23 protein-coding genes, 2 pseudogenes and 1 riboswitch are annotated in these 26,477 nt (G+C 72.6%); of the genes and pseudogenes, 11 read left to right on the top strand and 14 right to left on the bottom strand.

What is annotated here, in order from left to right:
- The first annotated feature begins 62 nt into the window (after positions 1 to 62).
- Entirely contained in the window at positions 63 to 1,496 is a 1,434-nt protein-coding gene (locus BIU98_RS01145; protein ID WP_071270095.1) for a TrkH family potassium uptake protein, read from the top strand.
- Positions 1,489 to 2,184, top strand: coding sequence for a TrkA family potassium uptake protein (locus BIU98_RS01140; RefSeq protein WP_071270072.1), 696 nt, complete (start codon positions 1,489 to 1,491; stop codon positions 2,182 to 2,184). Before BIU98_RS01145 ends, BIU98_RS01140 begins: the two co-directional genes overlap by 8 nt.
- Before the next feature lie 126 nt (positions 2,185 to 2,310).
- On the opposite strand, the gene proC is transcribed toward BIU98_RS01140, so the two are convergent.
- On the bottom strand, positions 2,311 to 3,141 hold the full coding sequence (gene proC, locus BIU98_RS01135) for a pyrroline-5-carboxylate reductase (RefSeq protein ID WP_071270069.1): 831 nt from the start codon (positions 3,139 to 3,141) through the stop codon (positions 2,311 to 2,313).
- A gap of 63 nt (positions 3,142 to 3,204) precedes the next feature.
- Here proC and BIU98_RS01130 point away from each other — a divergent pair, with 63 nt between their 5' ends.
- Positions 3,205 to 4,161, top strand: a complete 957-nt coding sequence (locus tag BIU98_RS01130; RefSeq protein ID WP_071270066.1) for a cation diffusion facilitator family transporter — start codon at positions 3,205 to 3,207, stop codon at positions 4,159 to 4,161.
- A 12-nt stretch (positions 4,162 to 4,173) separates the two neighbouring features.
- Here the strand turns inward: BIU98_RS01130 and BIU98_RS01125 are convergent, their stop codons facing one another.
- Positions 4,174 to 4,605, bottom strand: coding sequence for a nucleoside deaminase (locus tag BIU98_RS01125; RefSeq protein ID WP_071270541.1), 432 nt, complete (start codon positions 4,603 to 4,605; stop codon positions 4,174 to 4,176).
- Positions 4,606 to 4,711: 106 nt separating this feature from the next.
- On the opposite strand from BIU98_RS01125, the gene upp reads away from it, so the two are divergent.
- From upp to BIU98_RS01100, 5 genes are all read left to right on the top strand, one after another.
- Positions 4,712 to 5,347, top strand: coding sequence for a uracil phosphoribosyltransferase (upp, locus tag BIU98_RS01120; protein ID WP_071270063.1), 636 nt, complete (start codon positions 4,712 to 4,714; stop codon positions 5,345 to 5,347).
- A gap of 441 nt (positions 5,348 to 5,788) precedes the next feature.
- Positions 5,789 to 6,556, top strand: a complete 768-nt coding sequence (locus BIU98_RS01115) for a winged helix-turn-helix domain-containing protein (protein ID WP_071270060.1) — start codon at positions 5,789 to 5,791, stop codon at positions 6,554 to 6,556.
- Positions 6,557 to 6,869: 313 nt separating this feature from the next.
- On the top strand, positions 6,870 to 7,442 hold the full coding sequence (locus tag BIU98_RS01110; protein ID WP_368073032.1) for a MarR family winged helix-turn-helix transcriptional regulator: 573 nt from the start codon (positions 6,870 to 6,872) through the stop codon (positions 7,440 to 7,442).
- On the top strand, positions 7,439 to 8,788 hold the full coding sequence (locus BIU98_RS01105; RefSeq protein ID WP_071270013.1) for a deoxyribodipyrimidine photo-lyase: 1,350 nt from the start codon (positions 7,439 to 7,441) through the stop codon (positions 8,786 to 8,788). The genes BIU98_RS01110 and BIU98_RS01105 overlap by 4 nt, the downstream gene beginning before the upstream one ends.
- Positions 8,785 to 10,311, top strand: a complete 1,527-nt coding sequence (locus BIU98_RS01100) for a serine hydrolase (protein ID WP_071270010.1) — start codon at positions 8,785 to 8,787, stop codon at positions 10,309 to 10,311. The genes BIU98_RS01105 and BIU98_RS01100 overlap by 4 nt, the downstream gene beginning before the upstream one ends.
- 26 nt (positions 10,312 to 10,337) lie before the next feature.
- Here the strand turns inward: BIU98_RS01100 and BIU98_RS01095 are convergent, their stop codons facing one another.
- Positions 10,338 to 11,312: a carbohydrate kinase family protein gene (locus BIU98_RS01095; protein ID WP_175481253.1), complete on the bottom strand. Its 975-nt coding sequence runs from the start codon at positions 11,310 to 11,312 to the stop codon at positions 10,338 to 10,340.
- A 181-nt stretch (positions 11,313 to 11,493) separates the two neighbouring features.
- Between BIU98_RS01095 and BIU98_RS01090 the strand changes: the two genes are divergently transcribed.
- On the top strand, positions 11,494 to 12,069 hold the full coding sequence (locus BIU98_RS01090) for a TetR/AcrR family transcriptional regulator (RefSeq protein WP_139200500.1): 576 nt from the start codon (positions 11,494 to 11,496) through the stop codon (positions 12,067 to 12,069).
- A 104-nt stretch (positions 12,070 to 12,173) separates the two neighbouring features.
- Here BIU98_RS01090 and BIU98_RS01085 read toward each other — a convergent pair whose 3' ends face one another.
- The 5 genes from BIU98_RS01085 to BIU98_RS01065 form a co-directional block, all read right to left on the bottom strand.
- Positions 12,174 to 12,788 carry a superoxide dismutase gene (locus BIU98_RS01085; RefSeq protein WP_071270004.1) on the bottom strand — a complete coding sequence of 205 codons (615 nt, stop codon included), beginning with the start codon at positions 12,786 to 12,788 and terminating at the stop codon, positions 12,174 to 12,176.
- A 44-nt stretch (positions 12,789 to 12,832) separates the two neighbouring features.
- Entirely contained in the window at positions 12,833 to 13,357 is a 525-nt protein-coding gene (locus BIU98_RS01080; protein WP_071270001.1) for a flavin reductase family protein, read from the bottom strand.
- Between the two features lie 286 nt (positions 13,358 to 13,643).
- Positions 13,644 to 15,167, bottom strand: coding sequence for an MFS transporter (locus BIU98_RS01075; protein WP_071269998.1), 1,524 nt, complete (start codon positions 15,165 to 15,167; stop codon positions 13,644 to 13,646).
- Positions 15,168 to 15,361: 194 nt separating this feature from the next.
- Positions 15,362 to 16,393 (bottom strand): LacI family DNA-binding transcriptional regulator, encoded by a 1,032-nt coding sequence (locus BIU98_RS01070; protein ID WP_071269995.1) that lies wholly within the window; start codon positions 16,391 to 16,393, stop codon positions 15,362 to 15,364.
- Positions 16,372 to 18,426, bottom strand: a complete 2,055-nt coding sequence (locus BIU98_RS01065) for an aldo/keto reductase (RefSeq protein ID WP_071269992.1) — start codon at positions 18,424 to 18,426, stop codon at positions 16,372 to 16,374. The genes BIU98_RS01070 and BIU98_RS01065 overlap by 22 nt, the downstream gene beginning before the upstream one ends.
- A 136-nt stretch (positions 18,427 to 18,562) precedes the next feature.
- Here BIU98_RS01065 and BIU98_RS01060 point away from each other — a divergent pair, with 136 nt between their 5' ends.
- Entirely contained in the window at positions 18,563 to 19,111 is a 549-nt protein-coding gene (locus BIU98_RS01060) for a TetR/AcrR family transcriptional regulator (RefSeq protein WP_071269989.1), read from the top strand.
- A gap of 66 nt (positions 19,112 to 19,177) precedes the next feature.
- Positions 19,178 to 19,348, top strand: coding sequence for a hypothetical protein (locus BIU98_RS19220; RefSeq protein ID WP_175481252.1), 171 nt, complete (start codon positions 19,178 to 19,180; stop codon positions 19,346 to 19,348).
- A 206-nt stretch (positions 19,349 to 19,554) separates the two neighbouring features.
- Here BIU98_RS19220 and ribH read toward each other — a convergent pair whose 3' ends face one another.
- From ribH to BIU98_RS01030, 6 genes and pseudogenes are all read right to left on the bottom strand, one after another.
- Positions 19,555 to 20,034 (bottom strand): 6,7-dimethyl-8-ribityllumazine synthase, encoded by a 480-nt coding sequence (gene ribH, locus BIU98_RS01055; protein WP_071269986.1) that lies wholly within the window; start codon positions 20,032 to 20,034, stop codon positions 19,555 to 19,557.
- 50 nt (positions 20,035 to 20,084) lie between these two features.
- Positions 20,085 to 20,687: pseudogene (gene ribB / locus BIU98_RS01050) on the bottom strand (3,4-dihydroxy-2-butanone-4-phosphate synthase); the annotation flags it as partial.
- A gap of 83 nt (positions 20,688 to 20,770) precedes the next feature.
- Positions 20,771 to 21,454, bottom strand: coding sequence for a riboflavin synthase (locus tag BIU98_RS01045; protein WP_071269983.1), 684 nt, complete (start codon positions 21,452 to 21,454; stop codon positions 20,771 to 20,773).
- 93 nt (positions 21,455 to 21,547) lie between these two features.
- A riboswitch (FMN riboswitch) is annotated at positions 21,548 to 21,682 on the bottom strand.
- 58 nt (positions 21,683 to 21,740) lie between these two features.
- Complete coding sequence (locus tag BIU98_RS01040) at positions 21,741 to 24,236, bottom strand: bifunctional lysylphosphatidylglycerol flippase/synthetase MprF (RefSeq protein ID WP_139200499.1); 2,496 nt, start codon at positions 24,234 to 24,236, stop codon at positions 21,741 to 21,743.
- A gap of 83 nt (positions 24,237 to 24,319) precedes the next feature.
- Complete coding sequence (locus BIU98_RS01035; RefSeq protein WP_139200498.1) at positions 24,320 to 25,678, bottom strand: esterase family protein; 1,359 nt, start codon at positions 25,676 to 25,678, stop codon at positions 24,320 to 24,322.
- A gap of 156 nt (positions 25,679 to 25,834) precedes the next feature.
- Positions 25,835 to 26,477: pseudogene (locus tag BIU98_RS01030) on the bottom strand (hypothetical protein); the annotation flags it as partial.

Here is a 26,477-nt window from a genome sequence, read left to right as displayed (position 1 = left end):
CTAACCGGCCGACCTCGGATGTACCATGCGTTGCGTCCCGCCCATGTCCTCGGAGGCATACGATGCTCGATCGCACGGAGCCCCCGAAGGCCCTCCCGACCCCGAGTCGGAAGCGCCCCTCGCGTATCGGCACGGTCCTCCGCTCGTCGCCGTCACGCCTGGCGATCGTGGTCTTCGTCGCGCTGATCTTCGTCTTCACGGCGCTGTTCATGACCCCGCTCGCTGCGGCCGACGGGCAGTCGACGCACTTCGCGGACGCGCTGTTCACCGCCGCGTCCGTCGTCTGCGTCACCGGGCTCGCGACGGTCGACATGGCGACGCACTGGTCGGTCTTCGGCAAGACGCTCGTGGTCATCGGGACGCAGATCGGTGCGGTCGGCGTGCTGACCTTCGCGTCGATCCTGGGTCTCTTCGTCACGCGGAAGCTCGGGCTGCGCGCCAAGCTCATGGCCGCCGGGGACTCGAACCCGCTCCGGACCCACCACGGCGCCGTGCCGGAGGGCCAGGCCGTCCGGCTCGGCGAGGTCGGCACCCTGCTCGCCACGGTGGCGGTGAGCACCCTGTCGATCGAGATCGTGCTCGGGCTGCTGCTCCTGCCGTCGGTCCTCCTCGCCGGGATGCCGTTCTGGACCGCGGTCGGCGACTCCTTCTACTACGCGGCGATGGCGTTCACGAACACCGGCTTCGCGCCGAACGCCAGCGGGCTCGACCCGTTCGCACACGACTACTGGTTCCTGACCCTGCTGATGATCGGCGTCGTCGCGGGCTCGATCGGCTTCCCGGTCATCCGCGCCCTGACGAAGCAGCTCCGCACGCCCCGCCGGTGGCCGATCCACGTCAAGCTCACGCTCGCCACGAGTGCGGTCCTGCTCGTCGGCGGCGCGGTCGTCTACATCGCGCTCGAGGCCTCGAACCCGTCGACCTTCGGCCGCGAGGGCGCCGGTCGCACCGCGTTCCAGGCCCTGTTCCTGTCGACGATGACCCGCTCCGGCGGCTTCTCCCTCGTCGACTTCGACCAGCTGAACGGGTCGAGCCTGCTCGTCACGGACATGCTCATGTTCATCGGCGGCGGCTCCGCGTCCACCGCCGGCGGCATCAAGGTCACGACCCTGGCGGTGCTCTTCCTGGCGGCGGTGGCCGAGGCCCGGGGCCGCCAGAGCATGGAGGCCTTCGGCCGCCGGATCCCGAGCGACGTGCTCCGCGTCGCGGTCGCCGTCGTGCTGTGGGGAGCGACCATCGTCGCCGTCGCCACGGTCGTGCTGCTGCAGATCACCCACGAGTCGCTCGACCGCGTGCTGTTCGAGGTCATCTCGGCCTTCGCCACGTGCGGCCTGTCGTCCGGCGTCTCCGCAGACCTCCCCGAATCCGGCAAGTACGTGCTCGCCGCCACGATGTTCCTGGGCCGTGTCGGTACAGTGACCATCGCCGCAGCACTGGCCGCCAGCCAGAGCCGGCAACTGTTCCGCCGTCCCGAGGAGAGGCCGATCGTTGGCTGACCGAACCCGCCCGCCGCACCCGCTCGGCGCCGTCAGCCACGACGCACCCGTCCTGGTGATCGGTCTCGGCCGCTTCGGCGCCGCGACCGCCGGCCAGCTCGAGCGACAGGACCGCGAGGTCCTGGTCGTCGACACCGACGCCGGCCTGGTCCAGAAGTGGTCGGACCGCGTCACCCACGCCGTCCAGGCCGACGCCACCGACATCGACGCCCTCCGCCAGATCGGCGCCGGTGACTTCCCGATCGCCGTCGTCGGCACGGGCAGCGACCTCGAGTCGAGCGTGCTCATCACCGCGAACCTCGTCGACCTCGGCATCCCACAGATCTGGGCGAAGGCCATCAGCCGCTCGCACGGCACGATCCTGTCGCGCATCGGCGCCAACCACGTCGTCTACCCCGAACGCGAAGCCGGCGAGCGCACGGCGCACCTGGTCTCCGGCCGGATGCTCGACTTCATCGAGTTCGACGACGACTTCGCCGTGGTCAAGATGTTCCCGCCGCGCACGGTGCGCGGGAAGGACCTCGCCACGACCGTCATCCGCACCCGCTTCGGGCTCACGGTCCTCGGCATCAAGCCCCCGGGCGAGCCGTTCGTGCCGGCGACACCGGAGAGCGTGATCGGCGAGCACGACGTCATCATCGTCTCCGGGTCCACCACCGCGCTGGAGCGCTTCGCCGCCCTGGAGTGAGCAAAGGACGGACTGGGCCCACGCCGCCGGTCCCTGGCTGACGCGCCAGCGGCAGACAGGCCGTGCCGGTGGGGGGAGGCTCGTGGCGGCGCCGCCACGAGCCTCCCGTCCGTCCTGTGGGGGCGTCTAGAGCTTCGACAGCTCCTCGGCACGCGCGATCGCCGCATCCGCGGCGCGGCGGAGCGTCGTGGCGAGGTCGGCGTCCTGCAGGACCGCGACTGCTCGCTCGGTCGTGCCCTTCGGGCTCGTGACCGCGCGGCGGAGGTCAGCTGGCTCGCGACCGGACCGCTCGAGCAGCTCGACCGCGCCGCGCATCGTGCCCTGCACCATCGTCTCGGCCTGCTCCGGGGTGAAGCCGAGCGACTCAGCGGCCTGCTGCCACTGCTCGATGAGCAGGAAGACGTAGGCGGGACCGGAGCCGGACACCGCGGACAGGGCGTCGAGCCGGTCCTCGGGCACCTCGATCACCGAGCCGGAGACGTCGAACAGGCTCGATGCCAGGGCGACGGCCTCGGCGTCGGCGGACGCGCCGCCGCTGATGCCCGTGACGCCGTGACCGACGCCGATCGGCGTGTTCGGGAGCGCGCGGACGACGCGGACGGAGTCGGGCACGCGGGCCTCCATCGCGGCCGTCGTGACGCCGACCGCGACGGACACCACGACGGCGCCGGGCTCGAGGTCACCCGCGACCTCGTCGAGGAGGTCGCCGATCACGAAGGGCTTCACGCCGAGCACGACGACGCCCGCCCCGCGCACGGCGGCACGGTTCGCGTCCGGGTCGGTGTCGCTCGCGTGGGCGTCGAGCCCGCGCTCGCGGTGCGCCGCCGCGGACGCCTCGGACTTCGTCGTGAGGACCACCGTCTCCGGGGCGAGTCCCGCGGCGAGGAGGCCGTCGAGGACCGCGCCGGACATGGAACCGACGCCGAGGAGGGCGGTGCGGGGCAGTTCGATCGTCATGGCCCGACCCTACCGAGCGGGCTGCCCGTAGGATCGAGCAGCAGGTTCGAGACAGGGGTCACAGTGAGCGCTTCCGGAGGCAACCGGGCCATCTTCGCCGCACTCGGTGCGAACGTCGGCATCGCGATCGTGAAGTTCATCGCCGCCGCGATCAGCGGGTCCGCGTCGATGCTCGCGGAGGGCGTGCACTCGCTCGCCGACTCCGCCAACCAGCTCCTGCTGCTGCTCGGCGGCCGACGCGCCCGACGGGCCGCGGACGAGGAGCACCCGTTCGGCTACGGCCGGGAGCGCTACGTCTACGCCTTCGTCGTGTCGATCGTGCTGTTCTCGGTCGGTGGCGTGTTCTCGCTCTACGAGGGCATCGAGAAGTTCGCCGACCCGCACCCGCTCGACAACTGGTGGCTGCCGATGGCGGTGCTCCTCATCGCCATCGGGCTCGAGGGCTTCTCGCTCCGCACCGCACTGAAGGAGGCGAAGCCGAACAAGGGCTCGCTCTCGTGGGTGCAGTACGTGCGCCGGGCGAAGGCGCCGGAGCTGCCCGTCGTGATGCTCGAGGACACCGCTGCACTGATCGGGCTCGTCTTCGCGTTCTTCGGCGTCGGGCTCACCGCGCTGACCGGCAACAGCGTCTTCGACGCGATCGGCACCGTGCTCATCGCCGTGCTGCTCATCGCCGTGGCGCTCGTCCTCGGCGTCGAGACGAAGAGCCTGCTCGTGGGCGAGGGCGCCAGCGCCGCCGACGTGACCGCGATCAAGGCGGCCGTGCTCGACGGTCCCGAGGTCGAGTCGATCATCCACATCAAGACCCTGTACCTCGGCCCGGACGAGCTCATGGTGGGCGTGAAGGTCGCCGTCGACGGGGACCGGCGCCTCGGCGACGTCGCCGCGGGCATCGACACCGTCGAGCAGCGCGTGCGCGCGGCCGTCCCCGTCGCCCGGGTCATCTACGTCGAACCCGACGTGCTCCGGACCGGGCCGCGTCCGCCGACCGAGGCGATCGTCATCCGCGCAGCAGACTGAGCGGTCGCCGCGTCAGCGGCGCTCGCGGAAGAAGTCGTCGAGGAGCGCGGCGCACTGCTCCTCCAGCACCCCGGCGACGACCTCGGTCCGGTGGGGCAGTCGACGGTCGCGGGCGATGTCGTAGACGCTGCCGGACGCACCGGCCTTCGGGTCCCACGCCCCGAACACGACCCGTGGCACCCGGGCGGCGAGGACCGCGCCGGCGCACATCGGGCAGGGCTCGAGCGTGACGACGAGCGTGTGCCGGTCGAGGTGCCAGTCCCCCGTCGCCGCGGCTGCTGCCCGGAGCGCGAGGACCTCGGCGTGCGCGGTCGGGTCCTGCGTCGCCTCGCGTTCGTTCCGTCCGGTCGCCACCACGACTCCGTGGTCGTCGAGCACCACGGCACCGACGGGGACGTCCCCGGTCGCGAGGCACGCCCGGGCCTCCTCGAGCGCCCGTTCCATCGCCGCCACGTACGGACGGCCGGCGGGCTGCTCCACGGGTCCTCCTGGGGTTCCTCGGTGACGGCCGCGACCGCTGGTCGGCACGGGGCACGGTACGCTCGACCCTATGCGAGTCCACGTCGCCGACCACCCGCTCATCACGCACAAGCTCTCGGTGCTCCGCGACCGGACCACGCCTTCGCCCACCTTCCGGGCGCTGACCGAGGAGCTCGTCACGCTCCTCGCGTACGAGGCCACCCGGAACGTCCGCGTCACCGCCACGCCGATCTCGACCCCGGTCGCGCAGACCATGGGCGTCGCCATCGCGAAGCCGCGCCCGCTCGTCGTGCCGATCCTCCGCGCCGGCCTCGGCATGCTCGAGGGCATGGTCAAGCTCGTCCCGACCGCAGAGGTCGGCTTCCTCGGCATGGCGCGCAACGAGGAGACCCTCGAGCCGCAGACCTACGCCGAACGTCTGCCGGATGACCTGTCGGGCCGCCAGTGCTTCGTGCTCGACCCGATGCTGGCCACGGGTGGCACCCTCGCGGCGGCGATCGACTTCCTGTTCGCCCGCGGAGCCGAGGACGTCACGTGCGTCTGCATCCTCGGTGCCCCCGAGGGGCTCAAGGCCGTCGAGGAAGCGGTCGGCGACCGTGACGTCACGATCGTGCTCGGTGCGCTCGACGAGCGCCTCGACGAGAACGGGTACATCGTCCCCGGCCTCGGCGACGCTGGCGACCGCCTCTACGGCCTGGCCGAGTAACCGGTCGCACCACGCCACACCGTCCGGTCGGACGGTTGACAGCGGCTTGGTATACCGCTGATACTCGTGTCCATGACTGCACTCGTGTCCACCCGCGTCCTCTCCGAGGCGTGCTCCTCCGCAGGGGCAGTGGGGACGACCGGCATGATGATGCCGGCGACGGTCATGCGTTGTCGAATGTGTGCCTGACCGGTACCCGTTCCAGCCGGATCCCCCGCGACACCACCCCCGTCGCGAGCGCGTGATCCCCGGGTGACGACCACCGACGACGCGACACGTCCCGTCTCGAGGTCGTTGCCCCGCATCCCCGGCCAGCCCCGGTCCGCAGCAGGACCGCTGGGCAAGTCCGCGTCCCGCTCCGGCGGACGCCACCCGGGACGACGCATTCGACACCGGCCGCACTGCGGGAGCAGTCCCGGCCACATCGCACGGAGAACCACCATGTCGCTCACCATCCCCCAGCCCAGGACCACCCTCCGCGCCGCAGCTCCGGCCCCGATCGACCTCGGCACGGTGACGCCGATCCGTCCCCGTCGCGCCGCGGTCCAGCCGGAGCGCACGACCGTCCCGACGAGTCCGGTGGTCGCCCCGCCGCGGAACCGCGCCCTGCCCGAGGGCACCGAGGCTCGTGGCTTCGCGCTCTACGTCGGCATCGACGAGGAGAAGGCCGCCGCAGCCGGCACCACGCTCGCCGCCGTCGTCGAGCAGCTCAAGGCCCTCACCGCGCAGCTGGTCCCCACCGCGGAGACCTACGCCGCGGTGGCCGTCGCCGCCGAGCACTCCGGTGGGCGCGACGTCGACGTCGTCCGACTCGCCCTGCAGGACCGGTCGGCCGTCGCCGCGCGGAAGCAGGCCGAGAAGCCCGAGCCCGAGGAGACCGGCGTCGTCATCGACATCTCCCGGAAGCGCGTCACGCTCGACGGCGAGGCCGCTCCGCTGACGTTCAAGGAGTTCGAGCTGCTGCAGTTCCTCGTGCTCCGCGAAGGGCGCACCGTGGACCGCTCCGCGATCATCGAGGGCCTGTGGTCCGACGGCGAGGACGAGACCCCGAACGAGCGCACCATCGACGTGCACGTCCGTCGCCTCCGCTCCAAGCTCGGCGCGTTCGAGGAGATCGTCCGCACCGTCCGCGGTGTCGGCTACCGCTTCGACCGCCACGCCGACGTCGCCGTCCGCTACGCCTCCACCCCGTCGCCCGACCTGTTCTGAGCACCGGGCAGTCCGTCTGCCCCTCGCTCGCGCGGCTCCAAGGGAACTCGCAGGCAACGAACCAGATTGCCGCTGGCGCCCGTTACCCCGTCGTTATACAGTCGGTCCTGCAGTCGTTGTTTGCTGTGGCAGCGGCTGTGGAATGTGATTGCAGGACACTCTTGGTGCAAGGGAGAGGGCCGGTCGTCCCCAGGACGACCGGCCCTCGTGCGTTCCCGCGCCCGCGCCGCTGACGGACCAGCGGCGACGTGGCCGGCCAGTGTCCGACGCCGTCGGTAGTGTGGTGAGCCACCCGACCGAGAGGACCGCGACCGTGGACGACAAGGCGCTCGTGGACGAGCCGACACTCCTGGACGCCAGGACGCTCGGGCACGACAGGACCGTCGTCCCGGACCCGACCCGCAGCGAGAAGGCCGTCGCCGTCTCGGCGTGGGAAGCCCTCTTCCGGGCGCAGGTGTCCGTCATGCGGAACCTCAACAGCGAGTTCCCGGGGGACGAGATCTCGTTCAACGAGTACGACGTGTGCTTCAACCTCTCCACGCAGCCGGGCCGTCGGTGCCGGATGCGTGACCTCACCGGGCACCTCCTCCTCACGCAGCCGAGCGTCAGCCGCCTGGTCGACCGACTCGCCTCGCGTGGGATCGTCGAGAAGCAGCCGGACCCGACCGATGCCCGCGGGGTCATCGTCGCCCTGACGCCGCACGGGTTCGACGTCTACCGCGCCGTCGCGGTCCAGCACGCCACCAGCATCGCCGAGCAGCTCAGCGCTGGCCTCGACGACGCCGAGCTCCGCACGCTCACCGACCTCTGCACCAAGCTCCGCGTGGCCACCGGGGAGCTCCCGACCGCACGGCGCGGCGCCACGACCGACACGGCCTCCGCATGACGGGCGCAGTGGTCTGGCTGCGGGACGACCTGCGGCTCGCCGACAACCCGGCGCTCCGCGCGGGGATGGACCACGGTGGCGACCTGACCGTCATCTACGTGCTCGACGACGAGAGCGCCGGCATCCGCCCGCTCGGCGCCGCCGCACGCTGGTGGCTGCACCACTCGCTCGCCTCGCTCGACGCCGACCTGCGCGGGCACGGGTCGCGGCTCGTCCTGCGCCGTGGTGCCGCGGCCGAGGTCATCGACCAGCTCGTCGCGGACACCGGCGCCGACGGGGTGTTCTGGAACCGCCGCTACGGCCCGGTCGAGCGCGACATCGACGCCGGGATCAAGGCGTCCCTGACCGACCGCGGCGTCGAGGCCCACAGCTTCGCGGCCGCCCTGCTGTGGGAACCGTGGACGGTCCGCACCGGGCAGGGCGAGCCGTACAAGGTCTTCACGCCGTTCTGGCGGGCGGCCCAGGCCATGCCGGAACCGCGGCACCCGCTCCCGAAGCCGCGCGAGCTGCCGTCCCCGTCCGACGCCGCCGGCGACGACCTCGACGACTGGGCGCTGCTGCCGACCGCACCGGACTGGGCCGGCGGACTCCGCGACGCCTGGAACCCGGGTGAGCGCGGCGCGGCGAAGCTCCTCGAGGACTTCGTCGACAACGCGCTCGAGGACTACGACCAGCGCGACGAACCCGCGATGGCGGCCACGAGCGACCTCTCCCCGCACCTGCGTTGGGGCGAGATCAGCCCGTACCAGGTGTGGCACCGCCTGCACGGTCGACTCGAGCCGCACCAGCGCCAGCAGGCCCCGGCGTTCCTCCGGCAGCTCGCGTGGCGTGAGTTCAACTGGAACGAGTACTTCCACTGCGAGCAGCTCGCCACCGTCAACGTCCGCCGGGAGTTCGACGCGTTCCCGTGGCGCGACGCGTCGGAGGACGAACTGCAGCGCTGGTACCAGGGCCACACGGGCTTCGACCTGGTCGACGCCGGAATGCGGGAGCTCTGGAGCTCCGGCGCGATGCACAACCGGGTCCGCCTGGCCACGGCGAGCTTCCTCGTGAAGAACCTGCTCGTGGACTGGCGCATCGGCGAGCAGTGGTTCTGGGACACCCTCGTGGACGCCGACCCGGCGAACAACGCCGGCAACTGGCAGTGGGTCGCCGGGTCCGGGTTCGACGCGGCGCCGTACTTCCGCGTGTTCAACCCCGATCGGCAGCTCGAGCGCTTCGACAAGCACCGCGAGTACGTCCGACGGTGGGTGCCGGCCGACGAGGAACGCCCGGAACCGATGGTCGACCTCAAGGAGACCCGGCAGCGCGCCCTCGACGCCTACGACCAGATGCGGCGGTCATGACGCCGACCCACCGGGCGGGGTCGGACGCGCCCGCCGGCGACCGTGCCGCGATCGACCCCGCCGTGCTCGGTCAGGTCGACGACCTGTTCCGTGAGCGGGTCGAGCGCGGCATCGCCCCGAGCTCGGTGTGGGGCGTGTTCGGCGCCGACGGACTCGTTGCCTCGGGCGGGCACGGCGACCGCGGTGACGGTCGGGTGCCCGACGCCGACACGGTGTACCGGATCGCGTCCTGCACGAAGAGCGTCACCGCGGCCACGCTGCTCTCCCTCGTCGCCGACGGCCTGGTGTCGCTGGACGCCCCGGTCACCGCGTTCGTCCCGGCGTTCGCCGGGGTGACGCTCCCGACACCGGACTCCCCCGTGCCGACGCTGCGGATGCTCCTGACGATGTCGGCCGGGTTCCCGACCGACGACCCCTGGGGTGACCGCCAGGAGTCCATCTCCGACGACGAACTCGACGACGTCCTGCGCGCCGGGCTCCTCTTCGACTCGGTCCCGGGAACCGCCTTCGCCTACTCGAACCTCGGCTACGCCCTGCTCGGGCGCGTGGTGTCCGTCGTCGCCGGTCGTCCGTTCACCGAGGTCGCCAGCGACGTCGTGCTCCGACCGCTCGGACTCGACGACACCGTGTTCAGCGAGCACGACGCCCACGGGTACGTCGTGACCGGGGTCCGCCCGCACCACGGCGACTTCGAACCGCTCCCGCTGACCGGACCAGGAGCGTTCTCCGCGATCGGCGGCCTGTACTCCACCGTGACGGACCTGTCGCGGTGGGCGCGGCACCTCTCGTCGGCCTTCGCGCCGATCCGGCGACCGGGCACGGTGGCCGAGGACGGTCCGGTCTCCGCCGCCGACCGACGGCTCATGCAGCAGGCCATGCGGCACATCCCGCGCAGGGCCGAGCCGGGGGCGGGACGTCCGGTCGGCTACGGCTTCGGGGTGTTCGTCGAGCAGGACGACCACCACGGCGCGATCGTGTCGCACTCGGGCGGCTACCCGGGCTTCTCGGCGCACATGCGGTGGTCGGTGCGGGACGGCCTCGGTGTCGTCGCGTTCGAGAACGCCACGCAGGCCAAGGTCGCCGTCGCGGCAGAGACCGCGCACGACCTGCTCCTCGCCACGACGACCGGCGAGTCGAACCGCGCGACGACCGGCACGTCGAACCGCTCGACGACCGGCGTGACGACCACGGTCCTCCCCGAGACCCGTGACGCGCAGGCAGCCGTGTCCCGACTCCTCGTGGCCTGGGACGACGACCTCGCGGACACGATCTGCACGCCGAACGTCGCGATGGACGTGCCGTACGACCGCCGCCGCCAGGCGCTCGAGGCCGCGGTCGCCCAGGTGGGTGCCGACCGCTCCGCTGCCCCGGTCCAGGAGGTCTCGAGTACACCGACGCACCTGCGCTGGTGGCTGCCGGGCACCTCGGGGCGGCTGCGCGTGGAGATCCGCCTGGCACCGCTGGCCGCGGGACTCGTCCAGACCCTCACCGTCACCGCGGAACCGGCCGAGCGCACGGCCTGAGCACGAGGACGGCCAGCACCACCGCCTCAGACCGGCGGTCGCCCGCCCACGAACCCGAGCGCGCGGGCCGCGACCCGGGTCCCCTCACGGGTGGCAGCCCCGACCCGCACGGCGTCGGTGGCCCAGGCGCGGAGGAACCCGGCCGCGAAGGCGTCCCCCGCCCCGAGCGTGTCGACCACGGTGGCTGGCGTCGCGGGGACCGGCTGCGGCGTCCGCCCGGGGCGGGCGATGACCACGCCCTCGGACCCGCGCGTGACGAGGACGAGCGGCACGTGGCGCGTGAGTTCAGCAGCCGCGTCGACCACGTCGGACGCCCCGGTGAGCGCAAGGGCCTCGTCGTGTCCGGGCATCAGCACGTCAACGCCGGCGATCGCCGCGAGGAAGGCCGCGCCCCCGATCGACCGCACGACGGCGACCGAGGACGGGTCGAGCGCGACCCGGGCCCCGCCGGACCGGGCCAGGGTGACGAGCGCAGCGATGCGCTCCGGACCGCCGGACCCGAGCATCGCGGCACCGGTGAGGTGGACGACGTCCGCACGCTGCACGAGGTCGAGCGGGACGTCGTCGGCGCCGAGGAGCGCGCTGGCTCCGCCGTCCGACATCGACGTCCGGCCGACACTGCTCCGCACGGACACCACGGCACCCGTCGAGGTCCGGGAGTCGTACCCGATCCTCGGCCGGACGCCCGCGTCCTCGAGGGCGCGTTCGTGCCGGTACACGTCGTCGACGCCGACCCGACCGACCAGGTCGACCTCGGCGCCGAGCCACCCGAGCCACGTCGCAGCGGCACCCGCCGCTCCGGCCGGACGGTGTCGGATGACCGCGGCCGGGTCGTGGTCGCCGGTCGTCCGGGCGCTCGTCTGCACGAGCACGCCGTCGAGGACGTCCCCGACGACCAGGAAGCGTTTCCCGGCTCCGCGACGTCGGCCCCCGACCGACCGTCCGTGACCGGGTGCTGCGGCGCTGAGGGGCGGCACGGGGCGTTCGGGAGGCGGGGTCATCATCTCCACGATACGTGAAGCCGAGAATTTCTCCACTTCTGTTCGTACAGACTCAAGTCCGGATGCCCAGCCAGGACCCAGCCCGCCGCCTCGTTCGGAGCATCATCTGGAACATCACCGCTACCATGGATGATGGTCGTACACCGGCGACCCGCCATCCACTGCTCCCGCGGAGACGCCCATGCCTCGCAAACCAGATCCGACCCTGAAGCCGATGATCGTCAGCAAGGTCGCGCAGCACCTGCAGGACACCAAGCTCGAGGACGTCTCGGTCCGCAGCCTCGGCCGGGTGCTCGGCACCAGCGCCTACCCGATCGTCTACCACTTCGGCACCAGGGACGCGCTCGTCGACGCCGTCGTCGAACACCTGGCCGAGTCCACCGCGAGCCGCACGCTCGACCCCGACACGGACACTGCCGGACTGGCCGACTGGCTGGTCGCGGTCTTCGGCGGTCTCGACGACCCCGAACGGGCCCTCGCCGCACGGCTGACGTTCGAGCTCGGCTCGGTGGAGTCGCTCTGCGGCCGCGATCGTGAACACACGGTGCACCGCGCCCAGATCGACGCCGTCGCCGCGTGGTGCCGGGCGCACGGGCAGTGCGCCGCCGAGGCCGCGCGGACCGCGCAGAACGTGGTCCTCGTGGCACGGGGCATCCAGTGGGGTGCGGTCATCGACCCGGCGCAGACCGACACGGACAGTGCGCTGCGGACCCTCGCCGCCGACATGGCGGCCGGCGCGCCCTTCGTGACGACCTGACGGTCGCCCTGGGGCCGACCCCGGACGGACGGGAGGCCCGGTGCCAGCTGGCACCGGGCCTCCCGTCCGTCGTCAGGTCACCATGGTGACCCGCCGTCGGTGTGTCAGAGCGTGACGAAGCTCTGCGACTTCGCGTTCGCGAAGCGCGCGGCGACGTTCTCCCAGTCGACGATGTTCCACACGGCCTTGACGTAGTCCGCCTTGACGTTGAGGTAGTCGAGGTAGAAGGCGTGCTCCCACATGTCGAGCATGAAGATCGGGACGAGACCGAACGGGATGTTGCCCTGCTGGTCGAAGAGCTGGAACGTGGTCAGCTTCTGACCGACGGTGTCCCAGGCCAGGACAGACCAGCCGGAGCCCTGGATGCCGTTCGCGACGGCGGCGAACTGCGCCTTGAACGTCTCGAAGGAACCGAAGAACTCGTCGATCGCCGCGGCGAGCTCGCCCTCGGGGACCTTGGTGTCCGGGCCGAGGTTGGTCCAGAAGATCGAGTGGTTGACGTGCCCACCGAGGTGGAACGCCAGGTCCTTCTCGAGCTTGTTGATGGCGCCGAAGTTCCCGGACTCGCGGGCTTCGCCGAGCTGCTGGAGCGCGGTGTTCGCGCCCGTGACGTAGGCCTGGTGGTGCTTGTCGTGGTGCAGCTGCATGATCTTGCCGCTGATGTGCGGCTCGAGCGCGGCGTAGTCGTACGGCAGCTCCGGCAGGGTGTACTCAGCCATGTGAGTTCCTTTCGATCAGTGGTTGGCGGATGGTGCTCCGCAGCTCACGAGAGCCGGGAACGATCGGTGAGGGAGTGGAATTCCCGGTTGTGGTAGACCAGCGGCTCGCCGCGCTCGGAGCCGAGCACGATGTCGAGCACCTCGGCGACGACGACGGTCGAACTGCCGATGGGTGTGGTCGAGAGCGGGCGGCACCGGAGCGCCGAGGCCGCAGAGGGCAGGTAGCGGTCACCCGAGGGAAGCGTGCCCCAGATCGGGTCGTCGGCCGCGGGGCTGCCGGTGGACGCGAACCGTCGGGCGAGGGCCACGCCGTGCGAGTCCATGAGGTGCACGACGAACAGCGGGGCGCCGAGGATCGTGCCGGCGGACCCGGAGTTCGTGGAGAGGGAGAACACCAGGACGGGCGGGTCGATCGCGACGCTCGCCACGCTGGAGGCGGTCAGACCGGTCGGGCCGTCCGGTCCCTCGGCGGTGATCACGGCGACGCCGGCGGGGTGCCCACGGAACGCGGACTTGTAGGCGTCGGCGATGGTGGTCGGGACGGCGTCCGCGGGGGTGGCTTCGGGCATGGGAGTCGTCGTTCGTTCCTCGTTCGGGTGCGGTGTGGCCGTGGTCCTCGTGGCCAGGTCCCAACGTATGACCTGAAGCCTGGTTGCGGTCAGCGATTCACAGGTTCGGGGCATCCCGGGCGCGGCGGCGGCGGCGGCGCGGGCGCGGGTGGGGCTCGGTGCGAGGTTGACCACCCCGTGCGGCGCAACAGGCTCGCACGGGGTGGTCGAGCTCGCACGGGCTGAGGGAGCCCGCACGGTGCGAGGGGGCGGAACCGTGCCGCGCGGCAGCGGCGACGGTAGCGGCTCAGCGACGACGCAGCATCACGACCGCGCCCGCGGCAGCGACGACCATGAGCACCGCGGCGACGCCGGCCGTGATCGTCACGCCCGAGTCGAACGCCGCCCGCGCCGACTCGAGGAGCACCTGCCCCGCGGTGCCGCCGAGCTCGTTCGCGGCCGACACCGCGCCGCCGAGGGTCTCCTGCGCCGCGGTGTGCGACGTCGAGGAGAGCCCGCCCGGCACCACGACGTGCGCGCGGTAGGCCGTGGCCAGGATCGTCCCGAGGATCGCGGTCCCCAGCACGGCACCGATCTCGTAGGCGGTCTCGGACACCGCGGACGCCGCTCCGGACTTGTCCGCCGGTGCCGTGGAGATGATGAGGTCGTTCGTGACGGTCTCGGAGGCGCCGATCCCGATGCCGAGCAGCACGAACGCGAACGCCAGCGCGGCGATCGACGCGTGGTGCCCGAGCACCGCGACCAGGCCGTACGCGGCGGCGGAGAACAGCAGGGCGATGCTGACGACCCACCGGGGCGCGACCCGGGCGACGATCGGCACGGCGACGATGCCCGCGACGATGGTCAACACGGAGCCGGGGATCAGGACGATGCCGGACGCGAAGGGGTCGAGCCCGGCCACGAGCTGCAGGTGCTGGGCGATGAAGAACAGGAACCCGGTGAGGGAGAACATCGCCGCCATGTTCATCAGCACGCTGCCCGTGAACGCCGTGCTGCGGAACAGCCGGAGGTCGAGCATCGGGGTGCGCGTGCGGAGCTGCCGACGGACGAAGGTGATCCCGCAGAGGACACCGACGGCGACCATGGCGATGGCGAGGCCGCGCTCCTCGGGGTGCACGATCGACTTGATCGCCCATGCGACCGGCGCCAGCGTGCCGAGCGAGAGCAGCATGCTCACGACGTCGACCGGGCCGGGGTTGCGGTCACGGGACTCCGGCACGCAGAACGGCACGGCCGCGAGCATCACGACGAGGATCGGCACGGCGACGAGGAACACGCTGCCCCAGTGGAAGTGCGCCAGGAGCGCGCCGCCGACGAGCGGGCCGAGGGCGTTCCCCGCGGCGAACATCGTGGACCAGACGGCGAGGGCCATGCGCCGCTCCCCCGCGTCCGGGAAGACGTTGCGGATGATCGAGAGCGTCGCCGGCATGAGCATCGCGCCGAACACGCCCATCGCCACGCGGGCCGCGACGAGCATCCAGGCGTCGGTGGCGAACGCCGCGGCGACGGACATCGCGGCGAACCCGGTGGCGCCGATCACCAGGATGCGGCGGCGTCCGATCCGGTCGCCGATGCTGCCCATCACGACGAGCAGCCCGGCCAGCACGAGCGGGTAGGCGTCGACGATCCAGAGCTGCGTGGTGGCGTCGGGGTGCAGGGCGCGGGCGATGGACGGCAGCGCGAAGCTCAGGATCGTGTTGTCGACCGAGATGAGCAGCACGGGCAGCATCAGGACCGCGAGCGCCAGGAACCGTCGTGCGCGGCTCGCGGTGACACGCGTGGCGACGGGACTGGTGAGGAGTGCGGACATGGTGGTGCTCCGAGGACTTCGAGGGAGGTGCCACGGGCGCGGAAGTCGTCACGCGGCCCGGCAGGACTCCGGCTACTGTACCGTCTGGACGGTTGTGGTTGCAAATGCAACCAATGGCGGACGGGAGGCTCGTCACTGGCTGGTGCCGAGCCTCCCGTCCGACAGTGGTCCTGACCACCGCCCCGGCCGAGCGGTCAGGCCGACTCGCGCACCAGGAGGCGGTGGCGCACGGTGCGCTGCACCGCGTCGCCCTGCCGGGGCAGGTCCCCCGCGAGCATGCCGAGGGCGAGGTCGAGCGCCTGCTGCGCGACCGTGTCGAGGTCGACGGCGAGCGTGGTGAGGGTCGGCGCGACGAGACCGCCGAGCGGCAGGCCGTCCACGCCGACCACGCGGACGTCGCCCGGCACGTCGACACCCGCACGGCGGCAGGCCGACAGCACCCCCAGGGCGGTCACGTCGTTGAAGGCGAGCACGGCGTCGAGCCGGCGTCGCCCCGCGAGCAGGCGTTCGGTGGCTGCTGCACCCGCGGCCGCGGTCGGGGCCCCGCCGTGGACGAGTTCGGGCAGGTACCCGCGTCGGCGCAGCGCGTCGGCCATCAGCGTGCCGCGGTGGCTGGTGGCTCCGTCGGTCGACGCGTCGAGGACCACCGGGTGCTTGACGCCCGTGGTGACGAGGTGGTCGGCGAGGTCCTCGATGGCCTGGGTCGGGTCGATGCGGACGGCGGCCCGTGTGACCGTGCCGGCGGGGTCGAGCTCGACGACCGGCACCGAGCCGAGCTGCTCGATCCACTCCGGTGCACGCAGCCCGAGGTACCCGATGACGACGTCGGTCTGGACGCCGAGGGCCTGCACCATGCGGGACGGGTCGCTCGCGAGGCCGACGTCGGCGAGCATCACGTTCCACCCGCGGTCGGCGGCCAGCCCGAGCACCGCGGCGGCGAGCTCCGGCGAGTACGGGTTCCGCAGGTCGTCGACGACGAGGCCGAGCTGGTGGTCCCCGCCGGTGACGAGCCCGCGGCCGAAGCGTGACGGTCGGTAGTCGAGGGCCTCGGCGGCCAGGAGGACCCGCTCCTTGGTGGCCGCGCTGATGCCCGTCATGCCGTTCATCGCCCGGGTGACCGTCTGCCGGGACACCCCGGCGGCCGCGGCGACGTCGATGATCGTCGCGCGGCCGGCGGGGGTCGAGTCGCCCGGGGTCGACCCGCTCAGGCGCGGAGGTCCAGCCACGCCACCTGCTCCGGGGTGAGCTCGACGGAGAGGCCGGTCATCGAGGAGCGGGCCTCGGCGATGGTGCGCGGTCCGAAGAGCGGGAAGGTCGGGAACGGCTGGTTGAGGACGTACGCCAGGGCGATCGCCGTCGCCGGGACGCCGAACTGCTCGCCGAGCTCCGTCGCGCGTCGGAGCCGCTCGAAGTTGGCGTCGCTGTAGTAGCAGCGGACGAGCTCGGCGTCGCTGGTGTCCTCCGGGGTCGCACGACCGGTGAAGAACCCGCGCGCCTGGGACGACCAGGGCAGCAGCGGGACCTGGCGCTCCTCGAGCCACGCCTTCGACGCGGCGTCGGTCACGTGGCGGCACCCCTCCCACGGCACGTCGTACGCCTCGGCGAGCCCGAAGTGGTTGCTGAGGACCTCGAACCCGTGCCGGCCGTTCGCCGCCGCGTAGGCGTTCGCCTCGTCGAAGCGCGCCAGGCTCCAGTTCGACCCGCCGTACACGCGGATGCGGCCGGCCCGACGGTGCTCGTCGAGCACGTCGACGAACTCCCCCACCGGGACGTCCTCGTTGTCGCGGTGCATCATGTAGATGTCCGCGTGGTCGGTGCCCTGGCGCTCCAGGCTCTCGAGCAGCTGACGGCTGAGGGACTCCGGGTCGCAGTACGGGGTGTGGGCGCCCTTGGTGATCACGACGACGTCGTCGCGGATGCCGCGGTTCTGGATCCACTTGCCCAGGCGGCCCTCGAGCACGCCGCCGCCGTAGATGTACCCGGTGTCGAAGACGTTGCCGCCGCGCTCGACGAACAGGTCGAAGATCGCGCTGGCGTGCGCCAGGTCGGGCTGGTTGTCGACGCCCATCACCAGGCGGGACATCCGCTTGCCGACGCCGGGCACCTCGCCGTACAGCATCGTGGTGTCGGACGCGACGGTGAGCGGTCGGCCGCTGACGGTCGGGATGTCGGCGGTCTCGGCCTCGAACGGGTAGCGCAGCTCGATCGCGGCGCGCCAGCGGTCCAGCGTGCGGGCGGTGGCGAGCGACTCGTCGAGGGTCATCTGCGCGGCCTCGCCCTGACCGGCGGCGAGTGCGGCGGTGGTGGCGTCGGCTTCGTGGGCGTAGGGGTGCTCACCGGCGAAGGACAGTGTGCGGGGCTCGTCGTCGACCGTGCTGACGACGATGGTGGGGTCGTCGCCGAGGGTCCACGGGTCGGCGAGGGTGATCCGGCCGAGGGTGCCGTGCACGGTGACGGCGTTGTCGTCCTGCACGCGGACACCGGTGCGGACGTTCGCGGTGATCGTGCGGCCGGCGCGGCCGCGGTAGGTCAGGTCGGCGGTGGTCCACTCGTCGACGCCGGTCGGGCCGAGGGTGCCGGTGGCGGTCAGCTCGGTCGGCTCGGCGACGGCGGTGCCCGTGGCGGCCTGCACGATCGCCGCGGTCATCGTCACGGGGTACCCGCCGACGTCGAGGATGCCGCCCCCGGCGGTGTCGACGTCGAACAGGCGGCCGGTGCGCTCCCCCACCCGGAACGCGAAGGAGGCGTCCACGTGGGTGACGTCGCCGATCGCGCCCTGGCGGACGAGGTCGAGCAGCGCCGCGGTCTGCGGGTGGAAGCGGTACATGTAGGCCTCGACCAGGGGCAGGCCGGCGACCCGGGCGGCGTCGACGAGGGCCATCGCGGTGCCGTGGTTCGGCGCGAGGGGCTTCTCGCAGAGGACGGCCTTGCCCGCCTGCAGCGCCGCCAGCACCAGGTGGGCGTGGCCGGTGTGCACGGTGGAGACGTAGACCGCGTCGACGCGCGGGTCGGCGAGCACCGCGTCGTAGGTCGTCGCCGTGACGTCGGTGAACCCGTGGGCGACGGCGTCCTGGGCGAAGGCCTGCGCCCGCTCGACGGACGAGCTGCCCGCGGCGACGAGCGTGGCGCCCGCCGCGCTGGCCGGGAGCTGGGAGAGGAACCGGCGGGCGATGCTGCCGGGGCCGAGGACGGCCCAGCCGGGGGTGTCGCCGGACGGGGTCTGGGTGGTGCCGGTGGTGGTCGCGGTCTGCGCTGACATGCGGATCCTGTTCGTCTCGTGAACCTTCACGGTCAGGACGACCCTAGGACAGTTCCTCCCTGTGGAACAAGGGCCGTGAGCGTTCACGAACTGGTCATGGGAGCAGCACGAGCCCGCGGTTCCCTAGACTTCCCCCATGGCCAGTGCCCGCGACCGCGTCCTCGACAGCTTCGTCGCCATCGTGTGCGAGGAGGGTGAGCGTCCCGCCACGCTCGACGCCGTCGCCGCTCGCGCCGGGGTATCCAAGGGCGGACTGCTCTACCACTTCGGCTCGAAGGCGGCCCTGGTCGAGGGACTCTGCGACCGCCTGGTCGACCTGTCCACGGCCGACGTCGAACGGATGCGCGACGCCGAGGACGGCCCCGCCCGCTACTTCGTCCGCAACTGCCAGTTCGTCGGCAGCGAGCTCGACCTGGCGCTCCTCGCCGCGAGCCGCCTGCAGCAGGCCGGGTACGCGGAAGCCGGTCGCACGCTCGACGAGACCGAGAACGCCTGGCTCGCCACCCTGGTCGAGGCCCTCGGCGACGCGCCCACCGCGCAGGCGATCAAGCTCATGGGCGACGGGCTGTACCACGCCGCCTCACTCGGTGCCGCGAGTGACGTCCGGCCCGACCGCGCCACGGTCGACATGGAGCCGCTGCTCGGCGTCGTCGACCGACTGGTGTCCACCAAGCCCGCTGCGTGAACCAGCGCGGGCGCCCCTGGGGATAGACTTGGGGTGATCCACCCGTCTGACCTCCGGAGGTACCCTGTGGGCCGCGTCATCGCCGCTTTCTTCTCGATCCTGCTGCTGCTTGTGTCGATGTACCTGTTCGGCGTCGCGTTCCAGGCGGACTCGGGTCAGGCCTTCGTCTTCATGGCCGGCATCCTCCTGATGTCGCTCTCCTTCTTCCTGCCGATCCACGTCTTCGGCAAGAAGTAGCCCAACGTCGAGAACGGCCCCGCACCTCACCGGTGCGGGGCCGTTCTGCGTTGCGGGCCGTTCTGCGTTCCCGGGCCGTTGGGCGGGGCGGGTTCGGCGTTGCCGGTTCGGCCAGGTGTCGCGCCCTCGGTCGGACATCGCGCCCAGTCGCACCGGGGCGCGATGTCCGTGTCGGGGCGCGATGCTGTCGGAGACCGATGTGCGGGTCAGGCGGGGACGCGCAGGCTCCGCAGGGCGACGGCCGTCGCGATGGCGGCGTGCGCGGCCTCGGCGCCCTTGTCCTCCTTCGACCCGGGCAGGCCCGCCCGGTCGATGCCCTGCTGCTCGTCGTCGAGGGTGAGCACACCGAAGCCGACGGGCTTGCCGGTGTCGATCGCCACGCGGGTGAGGCCGCTCGTGGCGGCGTCGGACACGTACTCGAAGTGCGGGGTGCCGCCGCGGATGATCACGCCGAGCGCGACCGCCGCGTCGAAGCCGGACTCGAGTGCGACCTTCGCCACGACCGGCAGCTCGAAGCTGCCCGGGACGGGGATGACGGTGGCCTCGGCGCCGAGCCGCTCGACCTCACGCTGTGCCCCGGCGAGGAGGCCGGCCGCGATGGTGTCGTGCCACTGCCCGGCGACGATGGCCACCCGGATCCCGCTGCCGTCGACCTGGTCGCGGTCTGCCGCGCCTGCTCCGCTCATCGTGTGGTTCCTTCCGTGGGCGCGACGGAGGTCGTCGCCCGGTCGGCTGCGTCGAGCCACTCGGCCAGCGCAGCGATGGTGATGACGGGCACGCCCTCGCGCGCCCCCAGTTCGACGAGTCGCGGCAGCCGCATCATGCTGCCGTCCTCGTCGACGATCTCGCAGATCGCCGCCGCCGGACGCAGCCCGGCTGCGGTGACGAGGTCGATCGCGGCTTCGGTGTGCCCGGAGCGCTCGCGGACCCCGCCGGGTCGTGCGCGCAGAGGCACGACGTGTCCGGGGCGGTGCAGGTCGTCGCGCACCGAGGTCGGGTCGGCGAGGACCCGCAGCGTCCGGGCACGGTCGTGGGCGCTGATGCCGGTCGTGACCCCGACCGCGGCGTCCACGGTCACGGTGTACGCGGTGCCGCGGACGTCCTCGTTGTGCTCGACCATCGGCGGGAGGTCGAGCGCGTCGGCGATCTCGGTGCTGACCGGCGCGCAGATGAACCCCGACGAGTGCGCCACGGTCCACGCGATCCACTCCGGTGTCGCGAGCTCGGCGGACAGGATGACGTCGCCCTCGTTCTCGCGGGACTCGTCGTCGGCGACGATCACCGGCCGGCCGGCCGCGATGGCGGCGACTGCCTGCTCGACGGTGGACAGGCCGGGCACCCGGGCGGCCGCGACCACGGGGACGGAGCCGGTCACGTGCCCTGGTGTCACCACGTTGGGGTGGTGCGATGCGTCGACGACCATCACCGGGCCTCCAGGCTGGAGAAGTCGGGGGCGAGCTCCAACGGGTCGGCGGGGGTCTGCGCGTGCGCCGCCGCGTCGAGCCGGAGCATCCGGCGGACGTGGCGCGCGAGGACGTCCGTCTCGACGTTGACGCGATCGCCGGGGACGCGGTCGCCGAGGGTGGTGACGCTGAGGGTCTCGGGGATGAGGCTGACCTCGAACCAGGCGGCGGCGGGGTCGATGGACTCCGGCGACACGGCGCTGACGGTGAGCGAGACGCCGTCGAGCGCGACCGAGCCCTTGTCGACGACGAGCGGGCTGAGCTCCGGCGTCAGGGCGAAGCGGACGCGGCGCCAGCCGTCGCTGTCGGCGGTCTCGAGGACGGTGGCGGTGCCGTCGACGTGGCCCTGGACGATGTGCCCGCCCAGGCGGTCGCCGACGGACGCCGCGCGCTCGAGGTTCACCGGGTCGCCGACGCGGAGCGAGCCGTGCGCGCTCATGTCGAGCGTCTGCTTCATGACGAAGGTGGTGAAGGTGTCGGACGTCTGCTCGACGACGGTCAGGCAGACGCCGCTCGTCGCGATCGAGTCGCCGTGCCGGGCGTCCGAGACCACGAGCGGGCCGCGGATCGTGAGCGCGACGGAGTCGCCGTGGGGTTCGACGGCGGTGACGGTGCCGAGTTCCTCGATGATGCCGGTGAACACTGGTGTCCTCTCAACGGGACTCCGGGTGTGCACGACGGTCGTCGGCAGAGCGGAGAACGCGTCCGCGCCGCGTGGGCATGGTCGTGTCCTCCGCCAGCGCGCCTACCATCCGGACTCTCACCGTCGGTCCCGGAATCCCACCGGGTCAGCATCGGTCGGGAGTTCACCCGTCGTCAGCTCGTGGACTGTCACCACCGGTTCGGACTTGCACCGACCCCGGAGCGCTTGCGTACCCCGAACGATACCCCAGCCCCCCTGACGCGCGCGGCGGGCGGGTCACACGCAGTCATCCACGCCCCCGCGCCAGCGCCACCGCCTGGCGGAGCGACAGGTCCGGCAGGTACGCCCGGACGACGGCGATCCCGATCGACGGCAGCGCCACCGGGTCCGGGTACGCCAGGACCAGCGGGTGCAGCTCCGGCCCGAACTTCAGCTTGAACTTGAGCAGCGACCGGAACCCGTAGACCGGTTCGAGCACCCCGCCGACGAGCTCGAGGAGGTTCTGCACGCCCTCGCCCGAGGACGACGACGCCGTCGCCGCCGGCCCCGACCCTGGCCCCGACGCCGACGCCGACCCTGACGCCGACCCCGACGCGGCTCCCGGTGCCTGGGCGAGCGGGGCGGCCGACAGGCTCAGGCGGGTGATGCCGTCCTCGCGCATCCGGTCAGCAGCGCTCGCGACGAGGAACTCCATCACGCCGTTCGGTGCCGCGCTCGTCCGGCGCATCACGTCGAGCGTCCACCCGACGACGCGGCCCTGGTCGTACGAGGGCAGCCAGCTCGTCACGGCGAGCACGGTGCCCTCGGCGTCCTGCGCGACGAGCGTGCGGACGGCCGGGTCGCGCATCTCGTCGACGCCACCGAGCGTGAAGCCCATCTCCGGGAGCTCGCGCTCCGAGACCCACTCCTCGGAGATCGCCTCGATCTGCCGCACCGTGGCGGTGGGCAGGTCCTGCCAGCTGGACCACGTCGCCGTGATGCCCTCACGCGCGGCCTTGTTCACGGACGTGCGGACGTCCTGCTTCTTCTTGCCGCTCGTCGTCCAGTCACGCGGGTCGAAGTCCGCGTCCTCGGCGACCGGCAGCGTGCCCCAGCCGAGCGCGCGGAGCGGGGCCGCGACGGTCTCGTCGACGCCGTAGAGCACGGGGGTCCAGCCGTTGTCGTCGCAGAACCGGGCGAAGGCGGTGAGTGCGTCCCCGCGGGCGTCCGGGTGTCCGAACGGGCCGCCGAGCGTCACCGCGACGCCGCCGTTCCGTCGGTAGGCGATGCCGGCCCGGCCGTCCGCCGCGAACCAGTAGGCGTTGCCCTGCCAGGTCGTCATCCAGCCGAAGGTGTCCCCACCGCCGGCGACGAGCAGCGCCCGCGCCTGTTCCCGCGCGGCACGGCTGCCGTCGAGGTCGGTGTCGGTCGGCGCGGCCCCGGTCGGGCGGATGGCGGCGACGGCCACCACGAGCCACAGGATCGGGCCGGCGAGACCGAGGGTCAGCCGGAGGCCGGGGTCGAGCCGGGGCAGGTGCTCCCAGAACGTCGTCGGGGCGAGCGGGCCGAGGGCGGAGACGACGATGCGCCAGGGCTCGGCGATGCGGACCGGTGAGGCGTCGGCGACGACGAGCATCACGACGACGAGCACGACGGCGGTGCCGAGCACGGCGATGCCGAACCCGGCGAGGCGTCGGCGGGTGGGCAGCACGGTGAACGAGCGGCGCAGGAGCACCAGGACGACGGCCGTGGCGAGCGGGACCGCGATCGACGCGACGATGGACAGCGTCACGATGAGCCGGTCCTCGGTGCCGTGCAGCCGTTCGACCCGGCCAGGCACCAGTCCGTAGGTGACCGCGGCCGCGATCGCCGTCACCAGGTCCACGACGACGACCAGCCACACCGCGAACCGGCTGCCACGGAACAGCCCGAGGCCGCCGACGACCAGGACGAGCAGCGGCGGGACTGCGAGGAACAGCGTCCACGGGTCCGTCGCCCGGTACGCCAGGAGTCCGCGGAGACACTCCCCCGCCACCCCGTCCGCCCGGCAGCCGGCGACCGGAGTGACGGGGCCGGCGCCGACGACCGCGGCGATGGGCGCGAGGATCCCGACCCGGGCGCGGGACACGAGCGCGATGACCGGGCCCACGGCCGACACCAGCACCGCGGTGCCGAGCAGCACGCGGGTCTCCCGGTGCGAGCTGCGGGTCCAGCCGACGCGCTTCGGGGCGTTGCGCAGCGTCTCACCGAGCACCCATCCGGCCGCGGCGGCGAGCACCGCGTAGAGGTCGGACGCGTGCCCGGCGTAGAGGAACAGCGCGGCGACCACGGCCAGCGTGCCCACCCGGATCCGCCGCCGCCAGAGCGGACCGGCGAAGGCGCTCGCGGTGGCGATCGTGCCGACGATGGCCGTCCACGGGTCGAAGGCCGTCGCTCGTCCGGCGATCAGCGCCCCGGCGTTCCGCCCGTCGAGGTCGACGAACGCGCTGAGCGCACCGATCCCCGTGCCGACGACGGTCGTCACGACGAAGGCGACCGCGGTGCGCCAGGAGCCCATCAGGCGCTCCGCTGTGCCGACCAGCACGACGACCCCGGCGAGGGTCAGCAGGAGTGCGACGACGCCGGTCGAGACGACGAACACGCGGAGCGGGCCGAAGGACGCCGGCCCGAGCGCGTCGCCGAGCGCAGCGGCGTGGCCGACCGCGGCGGCGCGGCCGTGGCCGGCCGCGATTCCGTGGGTCAGGCGCATCACGACCCCGATGACCGAGGTCGCGAGGACGAGCACGACGATGGCGGTCGTCACCGGGGACCGACGAGCGGCGCGGAGCGGGGACCTGCCCACGGCGTGGAAGGACCGACGTCGGGACGGGGCGGAGTTCGCGGTGCTCACAGCGCACCGGCCTGTGCCGGGAGCCCGAAGTGCGCGACGACCTGCCGCAGCCCGTGGGTCAGCACGTACCGCACGGTGTTCCAGTCGTGGGCGGACCCCGGCGAGACGACCAGGGACGTCTGCATCCCCGCGTGCTCGGCCGCGGTGCGGAGCGCGGTGGTGGAGGCCCGGTAGGGCGCGTCGTCCTGCCCGAAGCCGAAGACCGTCAGGTGCTGCCGGTACGGCGCGTGTCGGCGCATCGTCGCGACCGGGGCAGCGTCCTCGTAGGCCGCCCGCGAGCCGTCGAACCCGACCTTGACGGTGTGCGCCTCCGACCCGTTCTTCACCGTGAGCTCGCTGGAGATCGCGAGCGCCGACCCGAACACCTCGGGGTGCGCGGTGGAGAACTGCATCGCGCAGGTCGCCCCCTGCGAGAACCCGGTGATCCCCCAGCCGCTCGGGGCCGCGGCCACGTCGAGGTGCTGTCGGATCCAGTCGACGGTGTCGGTCATGACGTAGGTCGCGCTCCGCCCGAGCCGCTGGGAGTCCACGCACATCGGGTTCCGGTTCGGTGCCCCGAGCTGGTCGGGGCTGACGACGATCGGGGCCAGACCGTGATGGGTCCGGGCGTAGGCCTCGAGGTCCGTGCCGATCTCACCCGCCTGGAACATGTCGGACGGCTGCCCGGGCTGCCCGGACAGCGCGACGAGGACCGGCAGCGTCGGTGGGTGCGCGGTGAGCGCGGCCGGCGGCAGCCACACGACCGCGCTGCGCGCGTCGAAGTGGGACACCGTGCCCGGGATCCGCACCGAGATCGTGCGTCCGTGGTCCGGCATCGAGGCCGGCGCCGTCCAGGTGGCGGCGTCCACCACCCGTGCGTCCGCCGCAGCCGCGTGCTGGTGCCCGAGCGACCCCATCGGGTACGGGTCGGTCGTGATCGCCTGTTCGATGGTCCGGTAGGCACCGAAGTCGACGTTGATGCCCAGTCCGGTGGCCAGGGCCACGCCGGCGAGCGCTGCGAGCGCCACTCCCCTGCGGCCCCAACCGCCCTGCACGAGGACGGCGATGCACAGCGCCACCGCCGCGCCGAGGAGCGCGATCCACATCCGCGTGACCGCGGTGAAGGCCACCCCGAAGTCGTCCTGCACGTCGCCGAACCACCAGACGGCCAGGAGGCCCATCCCGGCTCCGGCGAGCATCGCGCCTCCGCGCACGGCGAGTCGCCCCCGACCGCTCACGATGGTCCTGCCGCCGCCTCGCGCGGAGCGGCGGAGGGGGCCGACGAGGGCCCAGAGGGCCAGGAGCGCGGCGACGACGTCGACGGGGACCAGGACCTCGGGGGTCACGATCGGCAGGCGGAGCAGTTCGGTGAACACGGGTCCATCGTCCAGCCCGCCGGCTCCTGAGCGGCTGCTGCACCGCTTCCACTGTTCACAGCATCGACATCACCACCGTGCAGACCGCGGTCAGCGGGTTCCCAGGCACGCCACCGAGGGACACCGGCGTACCGGTGCCCCTCGGTCCTGGTCCTGCTAGTGCTGGCGACGGAGGACGAGTGTCCCCGCACCGAGCAGCATCAGCAGCAGTGCGAGCACCGCGGGCACGACGGGCGAGGACGCCCCCGTGTACGCGAGCGCGGACGGGGTGGTGCCGGAGCCCGTGCTCGCCGCGGTGGAGGCGGCGGAGACCTGGGTCCCCGTCGTTGTCGTCGTCGCCGTCGTTCCCGTCACGACCGGGATGGTCGTGACGGTGGCGGACGTCGCGGGGGTGGTCGCGGTCGGCGTGGTGCCGACCGGGGTCACGACGCCCGCGGGGACCGTCGTGCCGGCACCGGGGGTGGTGCCGTCACCGTCGTCGCCGGCCGGGGCGGTCGTCCCGCCCGGGGTGGTGGTGCCGCCGTCACCGGGGGTCGTCCCGTCTCCGGGCGTCGTCCCGTCACCGGGCGTCGTTCCGTCACCGGGGGTGGTGACCGGGGCGGTGCCGTCGCTCGGGGTCGTCCCGGTGCTCGTGCCGTCACCGACGATGCCGATGCCGTTCCCACCGACCGTGACCGGCAGGCTGATCACCGGCACGACCTGCGTGCCCGAACCGGTGCCACCGTCACCGGAGGTCGTGCTCCCGGTACCCGTGCCGACCGGCGTGGTCGACCCCGTACCCGTGTTCGTGCTCGTGCCG

Source organism: Curtobacterium sp. MMLR14_010, assembly GCF_001865015.1.
In the GTDB taxonomy this organism is placed as follows: domain Bacteria; phylum Actinomycetota; class Actinomycetes; order Actinomycetales; family Microbacteriaceae; genus Curtobacterium.
The sequence above is the reverse complement of the archived record's forward strand: the minus strand, read 5'-3'. Positions and strand labels throughout refer to the sequence as shown.

What these genes read in the sequence shown, in the direction of transcription:
- BIU98_RS01145 (WP_071270095.1), top strand. Translation starts at nt 63, where the DNA reads ATGCTCGATCGCACGGAGCCCCCGAAGGCCCTCCCGACCCCGAGTCGG.
- proC (WP_071270069.1), bottom strand. Translation starts at nt 3,141, where the DNA reads ATGACGATCGAACTGCCCCGCACCGCCCTCCTCGGCGTCGGTTCCATG.
- BIU98_RS01125 (WP_071270541.1), bottom strand. Translation starts at nt 4,605, where the DNA reads ATGGAACGGGCGCTCGAGGAGGCCCGGGCGTGCCTCGCGACCGGGGAC.
- upp (WP_071270063.1), top strand. Translation starts at nt 4,712, where the DNA reads ATGCGAGTCCACGTCGCCGACCACCCGCTCATCACGCACAAGCTCTCG.
- BIU98_RS01115 (WP_071270060.1), top strand. Translation starts at nt 5,789, where the DNA reads ATGTCGCTCACCATCCCCCAGCCCAGGACCACCCTCCGCGCCGCAGCT.
- BIU98_RS01105 (WP_071270013.1), top strand. Translation starts at nt 7,439, where the DNA reads ATGACGGGCGCAGTGGTCTGGCTGCGGGACGACCTGCGGCTCGCCGAC.
- BIU98_RS01100 (WP_071270010.1), top strand. Translation starts at nt 8,785, where the DNA reads ATGACGCCGACCCACCGGGCGGGGTCGGACGCGCCCGCCGGCGACCGT.
- BIU98_RS01095 (WP_175481253.1), bottom strand. Translation starts at nt 11,312, where the DNA reads ATGACCCCGCCTCCCGAACGCCCCGTGCCGCCCCTCAGCGCCGCAGCA.
- BIU98_RS01090 (WP_139200500.1), top strand. Translation starts at nt 11,494, where the DNA reads ATGCCTCGCAAACCAGATCCGACCCTGAAGCCGATGATCGTCAGCAAG.
- BIU98_RS01085 (WP_071270004.1), bottom strand. Translation starts at nt 12,788, where the DNA reads ATGGCTGAGTACACCCTGCCGGAGCTGCCGTACGACTACGCCGCGCTC.
- BIU98_RS01080 (WP_071270001.1), bottom strand. Translation starts at nt 13,357, where the DNA reads ATGCCCGAAGCCACCCCCGCGGACGCCGTCCCGACCACCATCGCCGAC.
- BIU98_RS01075 (WP_071269998.1), bottom strand. Translation starts at nt 15,167, where the DNA reads ATGTCCGCACTCCTCACCAGTCCCGTCGCCACGCGTGTCACCGCGAGC.
- BIU98_RS01065 (WP_071269992.1), bottom strand. Translation starts at nt 18,426, where the DNA reads ATGTCAGCGCAGACCGCGACCACCACCGGCACCACCCAGACCCCGTCC.
- BIU98_RS01060 (WP_071269989.1), top strand. Translation starts at nt 18,563, where the DNA reads ATGGCCAGTGCCCGCGACCGCGTCCTCGACAGCTTCGTCGCCATCGTG.
- ribH (WP_071269986.1), bottom strand. Translation starts at nt 20,034, where the DNA reads ATGAGCGGAGCAGGCGCGGCAGACCGCGACCAGGTCGACGGCAGCGGG.